The organism is Nonomuraea sp. NPDC049378, from assembly GCF_055586745.1.
Map to the genome: position 1 here is coordinate 412,552 of NZ_JBVJHP010000001.1, position 16,101 is coordinate 428,652.

The following is a 16,101-nucleotide window of genomic DNA, read 5'->3' on the forward strand; positions in this document are numbered from 1 at the left end:
GGGTGGGCCTGCCGTGACTGCGATTGGGGGGGTGTGCTGGAGAACGCCCCAGAAGGGGGGGGTTGGGGTGGTTTGGGGGGGCACCAGCATGCTGGTGCCCGCCGCCTGGGTGACCTGCTCCTTGTTCTTCAGCGGCGGCGCGACGCCGAGGTCGATGTCGGCGCTGGTCTTCCTGATCGGTTCGAGGTCCCAGGGCCCGGTGAGGATCATCGCGGCGCGCTTGGCGGAGAACAACTTCTGCGGGCCGGAGTAGTCGGTGCTGGACACCGGCACCGGGGCCACCTTGTGCTTGTGGATCAGGTCGGCCTGGAACTGCAGGGCGGCGATCGCGTCCTCGATCGGCGTCATGACCTTGCCGGTCTCCGGGTCGAAGGGGGTGACGCCGGCCTGCATCATCCACGGCCAGATGTAGCCGTGGTCCTGGTTGAGCGCGACACCGTGCACGCCGTCCTTGGTCAGCTTCTTCGCCGCGGCGAGGAACTCCTCCCAGGTGGTCGGCGCCTCCACCCCGGCCTCGCTGAGCATGCCCTTGTTGTAGAGCAGCGTGTTGCAGGTCAGGTGGAGCTGCACGCCGTACACCTTGCCCTGGTAGGAGTTGCGCTCGACGGCGACCGGCTGCCAGTCGGAGGGGAAGCCCATCGCCTCGCCGTCGCGGTCGACGTAGTCCTGCAGCGAGCGGGCGTTGCCGGAGATGGCGAACTCCTGCACCCACCCGCCGGGCTCCTCGACCACGTCGGGCACCGTGCCGGAGGCGAAGTCGGCCAGCAGCCTCGTGCGCAGGTCGGGCCACTGGTATTTCTGCAGGTTGACCTTGACCTTGTTGGCCTGCTCGAACTCGGCGATCACCTTGCGGTAGGCCTGGTAGTCGTGGCCGGCGTTCCAGTAGACGGTGAAGGTGCCGGGGGCGGCGGTCCGCGCGGGCGGCGCTCCCGCGCAGGACGACAGCACCGGCACCGCGGCGGCGGCGCCGGCCAGGCGGAGCAGGTCGCGGCGGGTCATGTGGGGGGCGTGGGAAGACATCTCGGATTCCCTTCTAGGAGGAGCCCCGCCGCAGGAAGGTCCAGGAGCGGACGATCTCGCGGGCGGGCGGCGGCTCCTCGGCCTGGAGGCGGTCGAAGAGCAGGCGTGCGACGTCGGTGTAGTCGTGGCGGAGCGGGCCGACGGTGCTGAGCTGCGGATTGCTGATGAGACCCTCGTCGATGTTGCCGACGCCGACGACGGCCACGTCGTCGGGCACGCGCAGCCCGGCGTCCCTGGCGGCCCAGATCACGCTGATCGCGGCCCGGTCGGAGGCGGCGAAGATCGCGTCGGGGCGGTCGGGGGAGCTCAGGAGCTCGGCGGCCGTCTGGTAGGCCGAGACGCGGTCGTCCGCGCCGGAGGTGACGATCCGCTGGTCGACACCGTGTCGTTCGAGGGCGGTGGTGTAGCCGAGCAGCCGTCCCGCGGGTTTGTCGCGGTAGAGCTCGAAGCGGTGCGCCATGAACGCGATGCGCCGCCTGCCCCCCGCCAGCAGGTGCTCGACCGCCTGCGCGCACGCCTCGGTCTCGGGGGTGCGGACGACGTCGCAGCCCTCGAGCCCGCTCTCGTTGCTCAGCACCACCATCGGCAGGCCGGTGGCGGCGAGCCCGGTGAGCAGGTCGTGGGTGAAGTGGTCGCCGACGACGTTGACCAGCGCGCCGTCGGCGATGCCGCCGCGCAGCACGTCGACGGCCGCGGTCGCGCGCGCCTCCGAGTAGACCGTGAGCGTGACCACGGAATAGCCGCGGGCGTCGGCCATCTCGTGCAGGTCGGTGGCCAGCCGCTCGTCGCTGGGAACGCCGCCGAGCGAGCTCAGCACCAGGCAGACGCGCTGCGTGCGGCGCTTGCGCAGGCTCCTGGCGGCCTGGTTGGGGGTGTAGCCGAGCTGCCGGGCGGCCTCGAGCACCCGCTTCCTCGTCTCGGCGGCCACGGGGCGGTCCCGGCCGCTGAGCACGTAGGAGACGGTCGCCACGGACACGTTCGCCAGCTCGGCCACCTGTCGTGCGGTGGGTCTCATGTTAGTCGAATAACCTAGCATTTCCGACTGGAATACGGGGAATCTTTCTGGGCAAACATCGCGATCACGGCTGGAGTCGAGGGAGCTGCACACCTCGGCGTCTCAGGCGTGTGAATCGATTAACACCATAGTTTTCACCACCCCGCCCGATCAATAGGCGTGCGCGCCCGGAGTTCCAGCCCTCTGCCCGATCCCCAGCGTGGCGAAAGGCGTTTTCTGTCACTCTCCGTTACCTTTCCAGGTGAACGGGGGAGGATCTATGGAGAACCGAGCAATTGGGCGAGTATCACGCCGGACGTTCGTTACCGGCACGTTCGCGGCTCTGGGGTTGGGCGCGGCCCTGGAGGCGCCGGCGGCCGGCGTCGCGGCGCGGCCGCGCGGGACGGTGCTGCGGGCCGGGCCAGCCAAGGTGAGGCTGGGCAAGCGCACCGTCTCCACCTGGGCCTACAACGGCCTGCTCCCCGGCCCGCTCGTCAGGGCCACAGCCGGCGAGACGGTCGCCGTCCGGCTGGTCAACGACCTGCCCGCGCCCACCACCGTGCACTGGCACGGCATCAGGATCGACTTCCCCATGGACGGCGCACCCGGCTTCTCCCAGGACCCCACCCGGCCCGGCGGCACCTTCGACTACGTCTTCCGGGTGCCCGACCCCGGCACGTACTTCTACCACTCGCACGTCGGCACCCAGCTCGACCGCGGGCTGTACGGCCCGCTGGTCGTGGCCGACCCGCACGAGCCGCTCCGGTACGACGAAGAGTTCACGATCGTGCTCGACGACTGGCTCGACGGCATCGACGGCACCCCCGACGACGCCCTGCGCCGGCTGAACTCCTCCACCGAGCACGACGACACGCTGCGCAGCGAGGCGCTGGGCGGCGTGGCCGCGGAGATGCGCCACCCGCTCTACCTGATCAACGGCCGCCCGCCGGCCGCCCCCAAGACGCTCGCCGGCTCTCCCGGGCGGCGCGTCAGGTTCCGGGTCGTCAACGCGGCCGCCGACACCGCCTTCCGGGTCGCGCTCGGCGAGCACCGCATGACCGTCACCCACGCCGACGGATTCCCGTGCTCGCCCGTCACCGTGGACACGTTCGTCATCGGCATGGGCGAGCGGTACGACTTCGTCGTCACGCTCAAATCGGGCGCGTTCCCGCTGGTGGCGCAGGCCGAGGGCAAGGGCGGGCGGGCGTACGCGGTGGTGCGGACCTCGCGCGGGGCCGACACGCCGCCGCCGCGGGTCAAGGTGCCGGAGCTCAAACGACGGATGCTGAAATATCAGGACATGGACGCGCGGCCCACCGACCACCTCCCCCTCCCGACCAGAGCCGTCGCCGTGACACTCGGCATGCGCGAGTCGGGCAACGAGTGGACGCTCAACGACCGGCTCGCGAGCGACCCGCTGCGGCTGCGCGTCGAACCGGGCGAGACCCTCAGGATCGTCCTGGACAACCAGTCGCCCATGTGGCACCCGATGCACCTGCACGGCCACACCTTCCAGCTGCGCGCCCGCGGGCGGTCAGGGCCGCGCAAGGACACCGTGAACATCAAGCCGCGCGAGCGCCTGCACATCGACGTGCACGCCGACAACCCCGGCGAGTGGATGTTCCACTGCCACAACCTGTACCACCAGGAGCAGGGCATGATGGGCGCCATCGGCTACGGCCAGGCCCCGCCGCTGCGCCCCGGCATGATCCACGGCGGACACTCCTCCGGCGAGGAGAGCCACTCTCCTGGCAGGAAGGGCCGCCAGGGCGGCCGCTGACGCGCGCCGGCACTGCCATGTGGCACATCACCGTGATCACTCTTGCGACCCGGCACCGGGCTACGCGAGGATCGCCGGACTGGATCCCCGCCCTGCATGACGACACGGAGAGGCTTGTCGTGCGCGCTTCAGAGAACATCGAGCAGTTCGGTTACCGGCAGGAGTTACGCCGCGGGGTCGGGTTGACCGACCTCGTGTCCTACGGCCTGGCCTTCATGGTGCCGATCGCACCCTTCGCGATCTTCGGCCTGGTCTATGCCCGCTCCGGCGGCATGCCGGTACTGGCGTACCTCGTCGGAATGATCGCGCTCCTCTTCACCGCCGCCTCGTACGCGCAGATGGTCAAGGCGTTCCCCCTGTCGGGCTCCGTCTACAACTACGCCGGTCGCGGCATCGCCCCGCCGGTCGGGTTCATGACCGGATGGATGGTCCTGCTCGACTACATCCTCGTGCCCTGCCTGCTCTATCTGGTGGCCTCGCTCGCCATGAACGACCTCGTGCCGGACGTCCCCGTCTGGGCCTGGCTGATCGTCTTCGTGGCCGTGAACACCGGGATCAACCTGCGCGGCATCCGCATGACGGTCAGGCTCACCCGCCTGATGATCGGCTTCGAGCTGCTCGTCCTGGGGCTGTTCCTCGCCGTGGGCCTCTGGGCGCTGCTCCAGGGCAAGGGCCACGGGTTCAGCCTCTCACCGCTGTTCAACCTGGAGACCTTCTCGTGGCCGGTGATGTTCGCCGCGGTCTCCGTGGCGGTTCTGTCGTTCATCGGCTTCGACGGCATCAGCATGCTCGTCGAGGAGTCCACCGGCGGCTCGGCCCAGGTGGGCAGGGCGATGCGGGTGGCGCTGCTGCTCGCCGGTCTGCTCTTCGTCACCCAGGTCTGGGTCGCCTCCCTGCTGGTGCCCGACCCCGGCGGGCTGCTGGTCGAGGACAGCGGCACCGCGTTCTACGACGCCGCCGCCGTGGCGGGCGGCGCATGGCTCAAGGACGTCACCCTGACGGCCACCGCGCTCTCCTGGGGCGTGGCCAACACCATGGTCGCCCAGGTCGCGGTGTCGCGCCTGCTCTACGCGATGGCGCGCGACCGGCAGCTCCCGTCGTTCCTCGCCAAGGTGTCGGTCAGGCACTCGGTCCCGGCCAACGCCATCGTCTTCGTCTCCCTGCTGTCCGTGGGCATCGGCCTGTGGATGTCCAGCCGCTCCGACGGCGTCGACCTCCTCACCAGCCTGATCAACATGGGCGCCATGGCCGCCTTCATCGTCCTGCACGTGTCGGTGATCGTGCACTACGCGCTGCGCCGCGGCTCCGACAAGCTGTGGTCGCACCTCGTCGCGCCGCTGATCGGCATGGGCATCCTGGTCTTCGTGGTGATCAACGCCAACGTCCTCGCCCAGGTGGTGGGCCTCGCCTGGCTGGGCGCCGGCGTCGTGGCACTGGCCGTCCTCTATGCCCTGGGCCGCCGGCCGGCCCTGGACGGCATGCCCTCCCAGGCTGGACGGGAGCCGACGAGGACCTCCGCTCCATGAGCGCGCTGCCCCTCCACCAGGACCTCTACCTCATCGCCCACGACCAGTCGGGCAGGCCCCTGATCCATCAGTCGTCGATGTCGCTCGGGCTGGCCGGCGCCGTGCTGCTCGACCTCGCGCTCGGCGGGCGCGTCGCCGTCGCCAAGGGCCATGCCGCCGCCACCCGGCGCGCTCCCACCGGCGACGCGATCGCCGACGGCCTGGTCTCCCTCCTCCTGCGCCACCACGCCGGCAGGGAGCTCAGGTATCTGCTCAAGAAGACGGCGGACGGCATCCACGACCGCACCCGGGAGGCGCTGCTCGCCTCGGGCGTGCTGGTCCAGGTGAGCGGGCGCCGGCTGGGCGTGCTGCCGTACACGCGCTACGAGCCCGCCGACATCGCCTCGATCGTGCGGGCCTCCGCCGGGGCGCGCTCGGCGGTCGAGGGCTGGAAACAGCCGGACGCGCGGTGCGCCGCGCTGTGCGGGCTGGTGGCCGTGCTGCGGGTCGAGCAGGAGCTCTATCTGGACCAGCCGGGCGCCCGGCTGGTCGCCCGCCTGCGCGAGATCGCCCGCGAGAGCTCCCCCGTGGTCGGCGAGGTGGTCACGGTGGTCGACGCGCTCGTCGGCGAGGCCGCCGTCGCCGTCTACCGCTGACCGGCCTCAGGGGAAGAGGGCGCGGAGTTGCGAGACCACCTCGACGACGGGCGCCACCTCTGCGGCGCGGGCCGAGAGCCGGCTGAGCGCGTCGAGGATGCGCGACCGGTCAGGCTCGGTCTCCGCCAGCTCCTGCCGGATGTCACCCGCGTCCCTGCGCGCCCGCGCCGGCTCGGCGAGGTCGGCCTCGTGCGCCGCGAGCAGGCGCTCCAGCCGTTCCAGGAGCGCTCCCGCCTCGCCGCCCGCCGGATCGCCGCCGTTGACGACGACCGCGCGGGCGTGGACGCCCATCGCGATCGGCCCGCTGATCCGGCCGTCGCCGCTGACGTGCACGCCGTATTCGTCGCCCATGGGATCTCCTCGCTCGTCACGCGCCCGGCCGGGCACTGGTGTGGACGGTCGCCGACGCGTGCCGGCCGAAGGCGATGGGGCCGCTGACCGAGCCGCCCGCGCCCACGGACACGGTGTTCATGGTCACGCTGGCCGCCTGCAACCGGTAGGCCCCCGTGTCGACCTCGTGATCCTCCAGGAAGTCGAGGACGGCCTCGGTGAGCCGCTGCTCGATCATCCGGGTGTATTTCGCGACGTCGAGCACCTGGATGTAGGTCTGCAGGTCTTCGCTCGCCCCGAGCTCGCGGACGCTGAAGCGGGCGCCGTAGGGATAGACGATGTGTTTGTGCGGGTCGGGCGTCATCAGGCTCTGGCGCACGGCCTGCACCGCGGTGCGGGCGACCCGCGCGGGGGCGGCCAGCACGTCGCGCAGCAGCCGGAGCTTGAACATCTTGACCGCCTCCCACGCGATCCGCACGCCGGTCATCGTCGGCAGCTGGTCGACCACGTGGTAGGCGCCGAGGGCCGGCGGCAGAACGGTGACGACGAACTGGGTGTAGAGCATCCGCCCCTCGACCGCGAGGTAGATGAAGGCGGACGTCAGCGCCTCCTGGTCTTCCGCCGGGGCGACGAGGTTGCCGCTGGGGTCGCGGATCTCCTGGCCGTCGTTGTTGATGGTGAGCCGCTGGTAGTAGCGCACGCCGCCCTGGGGGTGGCGGATGATGGCCTCGATCTCCTCGGGCGTGACCTCGCATTTCGGCAGGCCGTGCTGGCCGATCATCGGATGCGCCGTCCTGGTGCGGTCACCGTGCCAGTCGCTGACCGTGAAGATGCCCCTGGTCACCACGTGGTCGCCGATGTCGAGGCGCTGGATGCCCTCGTTGGGCCGCAGGACGCGGTCGCGCATGTCCTTGAGGCGCTCGCGGACGAACGCGTGCAGCTCCACCGGGTCGATGTCGACGGGGTCGTTGCGCCGCCTGCTCACGTGGTCGTGGCGGACGCGGTCGAGCTCGACGGCGATCGACCAGCTGCGCTCGATGGACCCGGCGCCCATGAACGCGTCCTCGTTGGCGTACATCGTCACGTTGCCCCACTGGGCCCTGCGGATGTAGTCGAGGCGGCGGGCCGTCTTGGGGTGGGTGACCCCGGTGACCGGCTCGGGCGTGCCCGGCCTGAGCGTGCCGGCGAGCGTGAGGTAGATCGCCACGCGGTAGACCACGACGATGGCGAGCGTGGCGGCCGGGATGAACAGGATCTCGACCAGCGTGCTCCCGCCTCCGCCGGATGAGGACTCCGGCTCGTACGCGCTGGAGTAGGTCGAGCCGGAACCGGTCAGGTCGTCCAGCATCGGGGCCAGGCCGTACATGAAGGGCCACAGGACGACGAGCGCCCCCGTGAGCAGGATCGTCACGCGCACGCGCAGCGGCGCTCGGCGGACGCCGTCGACGGTGAGCAGGACGAAGGGGACGAGGACGAGCATCCACATGATCGTGGTGAACGGGGTGAGCAGCAGGCCGGCGGCGAACAGTAGGGTGATCATCCCGTCGCGGACGGTGAGGATCGCGCGGGCGCGGCGGCAGTGGTGGAGCACCGGCATGAGGTCGAAGCCACCGTAGGAGGGCGGGATCGCACGATAGGGGTCGAACAGCAACTCGTCGAGCACCCGGTCGCGGAAGCCGTTGTCGAGGTAGGCGGCGGCGCAGAGATAGCGCGTGGCGTTGCTGACGGGCGGCGGGCCCGATGACGAATCCGCGGTGCGCCGGAATTGCGCGGACGAGCTGTCTACTGCCATGTGTTCCGCCCTTCCTTTTACGTTCGGAACCGACCCTAGGGGAGCTTGTTCAAATAGTCTCGGCGTCAGCAAAGCGCGCGCAAAAAGGTGTAGGACAAATGCAGCATTTCGCCGGAATTGATGAAATATGCGGGAGGACGCGTTGACCCACGACCCCGGCTCCAGCCGCCTGTGCGGACGATGCGGGTCCGACGTCGGCGGCCTGCTCCAGTGCCCGCGCTGCCGGGCCCGGCTCTCCTCCCCCGCTACACCCTCGCCGGGCACGCACCGCCCCGGGCCTTGCCGTCCGCGGCGGCGCGCACCGCTCTGGCGGCGGATGCCCCTGCTCACCGGCCTGGCCGCCGTGAGCCTGGTGGCCGCCGTGAGCTGGTGGGCCGTCGCCGGCCGCGCCCCGGCGCCCGCCGGGACCGCCGGCGCGGGACAGGCCGGGGCGTCCGAGCCCGCGGGCGACGCGCTCCCGCCGGCCGCCGGCGAGACTCCCTCCGCCTGGCCGCCGGCCGACCCCACCCCCTCGCCGGGCGCGGCGGCGGAGCAGCAGGCCGGAGACGTGAACGACCTGCTGTCCAGCAGCAGCTACGCACGTACCAGCCTCTCCGAGGCGATCGAGCGCGCGCGGAGGTGCGAGCGGCGCGGGCGCGACACCATCCAGGACATCACCGACCGCCGGCGCGGGCAGCTCACCGACGCCCGCGCGCTGGATGTGACGGCGCTCGAGGGCGGCACGGAGCTCAAGGACGCCCTCGTCGACGCGCTCAGCGCCTCGTACGAAGCCGATGCGGCGTTCCTCGCCTGGGCGCGGCGGCAGAGCGGCGGAAATTGTACGGGCTCCACCGCCGGCGACCGCGACTTCCGCCGCGGCATCGACAGATCCGAAGACGCACAGGCGGCGAAAGTCCGCTTTTCCGAAATGTGGCGCTCAATAGCGACGAAATACGATTTGACCGCCTGGAAGCCGGACCACATCTGACGTATCGATATTCGCAGCGCGGTGCCGCTGTGTTACAGCTGGCTCACGAGCGCGGTGCGGCCGTGTTACAGCTGGCTCACGAGCGCGGTGCGGCCGTCGAGCACGCGGTCCTCGACGTCGTCGAGCGCCAGGCGTACGGCGCCGAGCACCACTCCCTCGTCGCCAAGCGCCGACATGCGCACCTCGGGCGTGCGGATGCACCAGCGGTCGAGCTCGCGCCTGAGCGGCTCGATGAGCACGTCGGCCGAGCGCGAGAAGCCACCGCCGACCACGACCATCTGCGGGTCGAGCGCCAGCACCAGCGCGGAGGCGCCGAGCGCCAGATCCTTGACGTAGCGGCGGACGGCCGCGGCGGCGGCCTTGTCGCCGGCCCGCGCGGCGGCGAACACGTCGCCCGCCTCGCCGCTGGCGGCGCTCAGACGTTCCTGCGCCCGGATCCACCCGAGCACCGGCAGCGCGCCGATCTCGCCCGAGGCGTTGGCGAAGCCCCTGTGCAGCTTCCCGTCGATGACCAGGCCCGCGCCGGTGCGGAACCCGGCCAGCAGGAACACCATGTCCTTGGCGTAGCGGGCCACGCCGCGCCAGCACTCGGCCAGCGCGGCGAGCTTGCTGTCGTTCTCCACCAGCACGGGGCCGGGGGCCAGCCGGCGCACGTGCGCGGCCAGGTCGACGCCGGTCCACTCGGGCAGCGCCTCCGAGAGCAGCACCCGGCCCGCGCCGTCGACCAGGCCGGTCGTGCCGACGCCCGAGGCCCACACGTCGCCACCGGCCAGGCCCGCCCCTTCCAGGCATTCCGCCGCGGCCCGGTCGACCGCCTCCAGCCGCTCGACCCGTCCCATCCCGGGCGTGACGGGCACGCGGGCGCTGTGCAGCACGGCGCCGTCCAGGTCGGCGACGACCGCGCGGATCTTGTGGCGGCCGATGTCGACGCCGAGCACCCGCCCCGCCTCGGCCCGGAAGCGGTAGCGCCTGGCCGGGCGGCCCACGCCCCCCGCGGTGGCGCCCGCCTCGGCGACCCAGCCCTTGTTCAGCAGCTCGCGGACGACGTCCTCGGTGGACGCGCGCGACAGGCCCGTGCGCTTGGCGACCTCGGTGAGCGTGAGCAACGGCCCGCCCTGCAGCGTCTTGATCACGGCGAGCGCGTTGAGCTGCCTGAGCCGCGACAGGTCACCACCGCTCAGTTCGCCGGCCATCGGTCCCCCTTGCTGTCAGCTTTCCCAGACCGAATAATGATGCTTTCCACGATATTTCTTCGGCGAAGGTTCCATGACTGAGGTGACTCTAGCCGTCGTCGGCGGCGGCCTGCGAGGGCTGACCTACGCGCGCCGCGCGCACGCCACGGGCGCCGGGCGGGTGGTGGCGGTGGCGGATCCCGACCCGCTCGCCGGCTGGAAGGAGCTCGCGGCGGGCGGGCGGGTCGCCGACGCGGCCGTCATCGCCACCCACGACCAGCTGCACACCGAGCCCGCGGTGACGCTGGCGGACCTCGGTTACCACACTCTCCTGGAGAAGCCGATGGCCACGAGCGAGCCGGAGGCGGCCAGGATCGCCGACGCGGCCCGGCGCAACGGCATCCTGCTCGCCGTTCGGTACACGCCGTACACGCGCCTGGTAGTGCCACGACATCGACTGGCTGGTGCACCTCTTCGAAAGGCAGCCCGCCCGGGTCTCGTCGTTCGGCTCCCTGTCGCGCATCCACGCCGGCGACCGGCCCGCAGGGGCTGCCGACCGGTGCCTCGGCTGCCCGGTGGAGCCGTCGTGCCCGTACTCGGCGCCCCGGCTCTACCTGGGCTGCCTCGGCGATCCGTCGAGCGAGTTCTGGCCGCTGTCGGCCGTCACCCCAGGCCGCACCGAGGAGGACGTGCTGGAGGCGCTGCGCACCGGCCCGTACGGACGCTGCGTGTACGCGTGCGACAACGACGTCGTGGATCACCAGGAGGTCGTGATGGAGTTCGGGCGACGGGGCGACGTGCTCGTTCACGATGAGCGCGTTCACCCCCATGGAGCACCGGCGCACGCGGCTGTTCGGCGCCCACGGATACGTCGACGGCGACGGCGGCGTGCCGCGCGTGGTCGACTTCCGTACGGGCGCCGAGGAGCTCGCCGCCGTGGCCACGGGTGACGCCACCCTGCTCCGGTCGGACGCGGCCGAGAGCCTGATGACGCACCGCGTGGTGTGGGCCGCGGAGCAGGCCCGCCTCACGGGCAGGGTCGTGACCCTCCAGGGATCCTGACGCTCAGCCCCAGATCTCCTGGGCGGTCTCCACGATCAGGGCGAGCTTGGCGAACTGCTGGTCGGCCGTGAGCTGGTTGCCCTCGACGGTGGAGGAGAACCCGCACTGCGGCGACAGGCAGAGCTGGTCGAGGTCGACGAACTTCGCGGCCTCGTCGATGCGCCGCTTGAGCGTGTCCTTCGACTCCAGCTCGCCCGACTTGGTGGTGACGAGCCCGAGCACCACCATCTTGCCCGGCGGCACGAACCGCAGCGGCTCGAACCCGCCCGACCGCTCGTCGTCGTACTCCAGGAAGAACCCGTCCACCTTCAGCTCGCCGAACAGCGCCTCGGCGACGAAGTCGTATCCTCCTTCCGCCGCCCAGGAGGAACGGAAGTTGCCGCGGCACATGTGCGTCGTGATCGTCATGCCGTCGGGCTTGCCGGCGAGCGCGGCGTTGATCTGCCGGATGTAGCGCAGGTGCATGTGGTCGGCGTCGTCGCCGCGCGAGGCCAGCTCCGCCCGCTGGGCCGGGTCGTTGAGGTAGGCCAGGCTGGTGTCGTCGAACTGCAGGTAGGTGCAGCCCAGAGCGCCGATCCTGCGCACCTGCTCGGCGTAGGCGGCGCTGAGGTCCCGCCAGAACTCCTCCACGTCGGGATAGACCGCGGGGTCGATGGCCGCGGGCCCGCCCCGGTAGTGGACCATGCTGGGCGAGGGGATGGTCAGCTTGGGCACGACGCCGGCGCCGCGGACGGCGAGCGTGTCGCGCAGGAAGGCGAAGTCGTCGGCGAAGACGGGCTCGTTCAGCTTGATCCGGTCGTGGACGCGCAGCGCCGCCGGGGTGAACTCGATGTCGCCCTGCTCGTTGTGGAAGCGGACCGTGATGTGCTCGTCGGAGGCCTGGCCGATGCCGCCGAGCTGGTAGATGAAGTCCATGTGCCAGGAGGCCCGCCTGAACTCACCGTCGGTCGCGCTCCGCAGCCCGGTCTCCTCCTGGCGGCGTACCACCTCTCTGATGGCCTCGTCCTCGGCCTCGCGCAGCGCGTCGCCGGTGAGGCTCTCGCGGGCGCGGAGCAGCGCGGGCGGGCGCAGGAGGCTGCCGACGTGGTCGGCGCGGAACGGGGGTGTGGTGCGCACTGCTGATCATCTCCTCGGATGGAGGCCGTGGTCGGGGCCCCCGTAGAGCGTGCGGAGCGGTGCTTTGAGCAGCTTGCCCGCCGCGTTCTTGGGCAGTTCGGCAACGATTTCCAGATATTTCGGGATCTTGAAGCGGGCCAGCCGCCCGTCCAGGTGCGCCAGCAGCTCGGCGGGCTCCGCCTTCGCGCCCGGCCGCGTCACGACCAGAGCCTTGCCGACCTCCCCCCACCTGTCGTCGGGCACGCCGATCACCGCGCACTCGGCGACCGCCTCGTGACCGTGAAGGACGCTCTCCACCTCGGCGGGGTAGACGTTCTCGCCGCCGGAGATGATGACGTCCTTGAGCCGGTCGGAGATGCGTACGTAGCCGTCCTCGTCGGCGACGCCGACGTCTCCTGAGCGGAACCAGCCGTCGGGCGAGAGCACCTTCGCGCTCTCCTCCGGCCGCCCCCAGTAGCCGGGCATCACGTTCGGGCCCTGGACGTACACCTCGCCCGGCTCGCCCGGCGCCGCCGTGGAGCCGTCGGGCGCGACCAGGCGGACGTCCGAGAAGAAACACGGCACCCCGGCCGTGCCCGCCTTGGCGATCGAGTGCTCGGCCCCCAGGAAGAGGGCGCCGGGCGCCGTCTCGGTCATCCCGTAACCCTGCAGGAACGTCAGCCCCCGCTCCTGGTAGGTCCTGATCAGCGGCTCGGGCACCGGCGCGCCGCCGCACAGCAGGTGGCGCAGGCTCGACAGGTCGGCCCCCGCCCAGCGCGGCGAGCTCGCGAGGAAGCCGAACATCGACGGCACCCCGAACATCACCGTGACCCGCTCCGACTCGATCAGGTCGAACGTGCGCTCCACGTCGAACGACGGCTCCAGGATCGCCCTGCCGCCCTTGAGCAGGGTCGGGATCAGCGTCTGCGCCAGCGCCGCGATGTGGAACATGGGGGCGCTGACCAGCGTCACCTCGTCGTGCGCGAGCGGCACGTCGACGAGCAGGTTGACGGTGTTCCACGTGAGGTTGCCGTGGGTGAGCATGGCTCCCTTGGGACGGCCGGTCGTGCCCGACGTGTACATGATCAGGCACACGTCGTCCTGTCCCACGGGCTCGTCGACGGGTTCGGCCGACCCGCTCCGCAGGAACTCCTCGTACGTGTCCGGCCGGACGTGCCCGCCGGGGAGGTCCGCGCCGTCCTGCCCCTCGCCCAGCACGACGATCCGGGCGCCGGCGTCCTCGATGATGTAGCGCAGCTCCGGCGTGGCCAGCCGGGTGTTGAGCGGGACGAACACCGCACCGAGCAGCCCGGCGGCGAAGAACGTCTCCACCATCGAGGGCTGGTTGGCCCCCAGGAAGGCCACCCGGTCGCCGCGCCCCACGTCGAGACCGGCCAGTGCCGAAGCCAGCCGGTACGAACGATCGCGCAGGTCACGATAGGTGTGGTCGCGCCCGCGGTAGCTCAGCGCCACCCGCTCGGGCGTCATGCGCGCCCTGCGTGCCGGCCACGAGCCTGTCCCCTGATTCCGCATCGGCACTCCTTGACGCTCAAGCCCTCAAGCTAGGCCAGATCGCGATCGCTGTCACCGTTCTGCCCAACTTTCGTCGGCGACCGTGTCGAGGAGCCCGTCCGCGACCGCCACCGCCTCGGGCCTGAACCGCTCGTGCAGCGAGTGGCAGACCCGCTGGGCCTTCTCCGCGGGCCAGTCGGTCGGCAGGTAGCGCAGCGGGAGCCGCGGATCGGCCCTGATGATCTGCAGCCAGCCGGTGAGCAGCATCAGGGAGCGGGCGAGGTCGTCGGGCGCCTCCGGCGCGGGATCGGCCCGGTCCCAGCGGCTCAGGAACTCCCGGTAACGATCGCCCAGGCCCTCCAGGTCGTACGCCTCGCGTACCAGGGTGTGCATGTCGGTCGGGCGCCTCGGCTCGGCGCGGAAGACCTTCACGTTCGCGCCGAGATCCTCGACCACCTGGGCGGGATCCACCTCGCCGGGCGCGATCCAGAGCCCGTTCTGCAGCGGCCCGAACCCGGCCCAGATCAGCCGCGAGCGCAGCTCGTGCCGCTGCCGCTGCCACGACTCGGGCAGCGAGAAGCCGATCAGCGTCCAGCGGTCGTCGCCCGCGTCGTTGACCACGCCGCTGTGCCAGATGCGCCGCTCGCCGTCCCTGAGCACCTCGGCGCTGGTCGGGGTGAGGCCGAAGTACATGCGGCGGCCCGCGCGGCGCCGGCGCAGCAGGCCGCGGCGGACCATCCGGGTCAGCGTCGAGCGCGTGGCCTCCTCCGAGATCCCCACCCTGGCGAACGCCTCGATGAAACTTCTCGACGCGACGCAGACCCCGCGACCGTATACGTGATCTCCAAGAAAGGTGAGAATCACCGATTGAGGCCGCATGGCAGCCCTCCCCAGATATTCGGCAATCTATTGACAGCCGTAATGTACCTGCCTACATTCAGGCCACACGCGACGGCTCCCTAGAGACCGAGCCGCCTCACGCAGTTGGCACGGAGGTCCTGATGCGCAGGTTGCTCCCGTCCCTGGCCGTCCTCGTGCTCGCCGTCGCCGCGTGCGGCGGCAGCGGCGGCGGCGGTGACGGACCAGGCGCGCAAGATCCGATCAAGGTGGGCCTCATCGTCTCCCTGACCGGCAACTACACCCCGCTCGGCAGCGAGGACAAGAAGGCCGTCGAGCTGGCGGTCGAGCAGGTCAACGCGCAGGGCGGGCTGCTCGGCCGCACCGTCGAGCTGGTCACCCGGGATGACAAGACCGCGCCCGACCAGGGCATCGTGGCCTACAACCAGATCAAGGGCGAGATCGACGCCCTGATCGGCCCGGTGTTCTCCAACTCGGCGCTCGCGATCGAGCCGCTCGCGCAGCGCGACAAGATGCCGTACCTGTCGCTGGCGCCCACCCAGGAGCAGGTCGAGCCGATCAAGCCGTACATCTTCGTCACCCCGGCCCTGTCCAGCATGTACGCCGAGCGCTACCTGCAGTACATCCAGGCCGAGGGCATCAAGACGGTAGCCGTCGCCTGGGACTCCAAGAGCGCCTATTCGGTCTCGGGACACGAGGCGATGGTCGAGCTCGCCCCCAAGTACGGCGTGACGATCGCCGTCGACGAGTCGTACGAGACCACGACCTCCGACTTCAGCCCGCTGTTCCAGCACGTGCGCGACTCGAAGGCCGAGGCGCTCGTCTTCTGGGGCTCGGGCGCGCCCGGCGTGACCGCCGCCAAGCAGTACGTGGCCTCCGGGCTCAAGACGCCGCTGTTCCTCACCGCTTCGCAGGCCAGCAAGCTGTGGCTGGAGCCGATGGGCGACGCCGCGGAGGGCATGACCGTGCAGAGCGCCATCGGCGTGGTCGGCGAGCACCTGTCCGACGGCAAGCAGAAACAGGTCATCGAGCAGATGGCCACGCCGTACGAGCAGAAGCACGGTTACCCGCCGCCGCAGTTCGCGCAGGACGGATACAGCGCGAGCCTGCTGCTGTTCGAGGCGGTGAGGAAGGCGAACAGCACCGACAAGACCAAGATCCAGCAGGCTTTGGAGACCATGGACCTGATCACGCCGAACGGCCGTTTCCAGTACTCCCCCACCGATCACTCCGGGCTCTCCCCCGACTTCATCTCGGTCAACACGGTGAAGAACGGCCAGTTCGTCCCCACCGAATGGGCCAAGGACGAGCTCGCCAAGACCGTCGCCGCGGCGGGGTAGCGCGTGCTGGAGGTCACC

General features: G+C 70.9%; 16 protein-coding genes. 7 read left to right on the top strand and 9 right to left on the bottom strand.

The genetic code is table 11. The annotated features are described in order from the left end of the window. Both ACZ6SA_RS01820 and ACZ6SA_RS01825 read right to left on the bottom strand, forming a co-directional pair. Positions 1-1,020 (bottom strand): ABC transporter substrate-binding protein (locus ACZ6SA_RS01820; RefSeq protein WP_465826061.1); only part of this gene is annotated, 1,020 nt, incomplete at its 3' end. Positions 1,021-1,033: 13 nt separating this feature from the next. Beyond that, entirely contained in the window at positions 1,034-2,035 is a 1,002-nt protein-coding gene (locus ACZ6SA_RS01825; RefSeq protein WP_465826063.1) for a LacI family DNA-binding transcriptional regulator, read from the bottom strand. A gap of 259 nt (positions 2,036-2,294) precedes the next feature. Between ACZ6SA_RS01825 and ACZ6SA_RS01830 the strand changes: the two genes are divergently transcribed. The 3 genes from ACZ6SA_RS01830 (at position 2,295) to ACZ6SA_RS01840 (ending at position 5,955) form a co-directional block, all read left to right on the top strand. Continuing rightward, positions 2,295-3,794 (top strand): multicopper oxidase family protein, encoded by a 1,500-nt coding sequence (locus tag ACZ6SA_RS01830; protein ID WP_465826064.1) that lies wholly within the window; start codon positions 2,295-2,297, stop codon positions 3,792-3,794. A gap of 119 nt (positions 3,795-3,913) precedes the next feature. Further along, a complete protein-coding gene (locus tag ACZ6SA_RS01835) occupies positions 3,914-5,320 on the top strand; it encodes an APC family permease (RefSeq protein WP_465826066.1) in 1,407 nt (468 codons plus the stop codon). Next, entirely contained in the window at positions 5,317-5,955 is a 639-nt protein-coding gene (locus ACZ6SA_RS01840) for a GOLPH3/VPS74 family protein (protein ID WP_347641916.1), read from the top strand. Before ACZ6SA_RS01835 ends, ACZ6SA_RS01840 begins: the two co-directional genes overlap by 4 nt. Positions 5,956-5,961: 6 nt before the next feature. On the opposite strand, the gene ACZ6SA_RS01845 is transcribed toward ACZ6SA_RS01840, so the two are convergent. Both ACZ6SA_RS01845 and ACZ6SA_RS01850 read right to left on the bottom strand, forming a co-directional pair. After that, positions 5,962-6,306, bottom strand: coding sequence for a hypothetical protein (locus ACZ6SA_RS01845; RefSeq protein WP_465826068.1), 345 nt, complete (start codon positions 6,304-6,306; stop codon positions 5,962-5,964). Positions 6,307-6,322: 16 nt separating this feature from the next. After that, positions 6,323-8,077 (bottom strand): hypothetical protein, encoded by a 1,755-nt coding sequence (locus ACZ6SA_RS01850; protein ID WP_465826070.1) that lies wholly within the window; start codon positions 8,075-8,077, stop codon positions 6,323-6,325. Between the two features lie 316 nt (positions 8,078-8,393). Here ACZ6SA_RS01850 and ACZ6SA_RS01855 point away from each other — a divergent pair, with 316 nt between their 5' ends. Next, positions 8,394-9,044, top strand: a complete 651-nt coding sequence (locus tag ACZ6SA_RS01855) for a hypothetical protein (RefSeq protein ID WP_465826072.1) — start codon at positions 8,394-8,396, stop codon at positions 9,042-9,044. A gap of 65 nt (positions 9,045-9,109) precedes the next feature. On the opposite strand, the gene ACZ6SA_RS01860 is transcribed toward ACZ6SA_RS01855, so the two are convergent. Next, positions 9,110-10,237, bottom strand: a complete 1,128-nt coding sequence (locus ACZ6SA_RS01860) for an ROK family transcriptional regulator (RefSeq protein ID WP_465826074.1) — start codon at positions 10,235-10,237, stop codon at positions 9,110-9,112. A gap of 88 nt (positions 10,238-10,325) precedes the next feature. Beyond that, positions 10,326-10,541, bottom strand: coding sequence for a hypothetical protein (locus ACZ6SA_RS01865; RefSeq protein WP_465826644.1), 216 nt, complete (start codon positions 10,539-10,541; stop codon positions 10,326-10,328). Here ACZ6SA_RS01865 and ACZ6SA_RS01870 point away from each other — a divergent pair. Continuing rightward, positions 10,479-11,030: a Gfo/Idh/MocA family oxidoreductase gene (locus tag ACZ6SA_RS01870; RefSeq protein WP_465826630.1), complete on the top strand. Its 552-nt coding sequence runs from the start codon at positions 10,479-10,481 to the stop codon at positions 11,028-11,030. The two genes, ACZ6SA_RS01865 and ACZ6SA_RS01870, sit on opposite strands and share 63 nt — an antisense overlap. Then, the gene (locus ACZ6SA_RS01875; RefSeq protein WP_465826076.1) at positions 11,027-11,278 is read left to right on the top strand and encodes a hypothetical protein; all 252 of its coding nucleotides are present in this window, start codon (positions 11,027-11,029) and stop codon (positions 11,276-11,278) included. Before ACZ6SA_RS01870 ends, ACZ6SA_RS01875 begins: the two co-directional genes overlap by 4 nt. 3 nt (positions 11,279-11,281) lie before the next feature. Here ACZ6SA_RS01875 and ACZ6SA_RS01880 read toward each other — a convergent pair whose 3' ends face one another. Genes ACZ6SA_RS01880 through ACZ6SA_RS01890 form a run of 3 tightly spaced genes read right to left on the bottom strand, consistent with a single transcriptional unit; the run spans position 11,282 to position 14,764 of the window. Continuing rightward, positions 11,282-12,394, bottom strand: coding sequence for a 5-methyltetrahydropteroyltriglutamate--homocysteine S-methyltransferase (locus ACZ6SA_RS01880; protein WP_443150453.1), 1,113 nt, complete (start codon positions 12,392-12,394; stop codon positions 11,282-11,284). 6 nt (positions 12,395-12,400) lie between these two features. Next, positions 12,401-13,906, bottom strand: a complete 1,506-nt coding sequence (locus ACZ6SA_RS01885) for an acyl-CoA synthetase (protein WP_465826078.1) — start codon at positions 13,904-13,906, stop codon at positions 12,401-12,403. Positions 13,907-13,957: 51 nt separating this feature from the next. Further along, positions 13,958-14,764: a PaaX family transcriptional regulator gene (locus ACZ6SA_RS01890; RefSeq protein WP_347641909.1), complete on the bottom strand. Its 807-nt coding sequence runs from the start codon at positions 14,762-14,764 to the stop codon at positions 13,958-13,960. A gap of 122 nt (positions 14,765-14,886) precedes the next feature. Between ACZ6SA_RS01890 and ACZ6SA_RS01895 the strand changes: the two genes are divergently transcribed. Continuing rightward, positions 14,887-16,083 carry an ABC transporter substrate-binding protein gene (locus tag ACZ6SA_RS01895; protein ID WP_465826080.1) on the top strand — a complete coding sequence of 399 codons (1,197 nt, stop codon included), beginning with the start codon at positions 14,887-14,889 and terminating at the stop codon, positions 16,081-16,083. Positions 16,084-16,101: the final 18 nt, after the last annotated feature.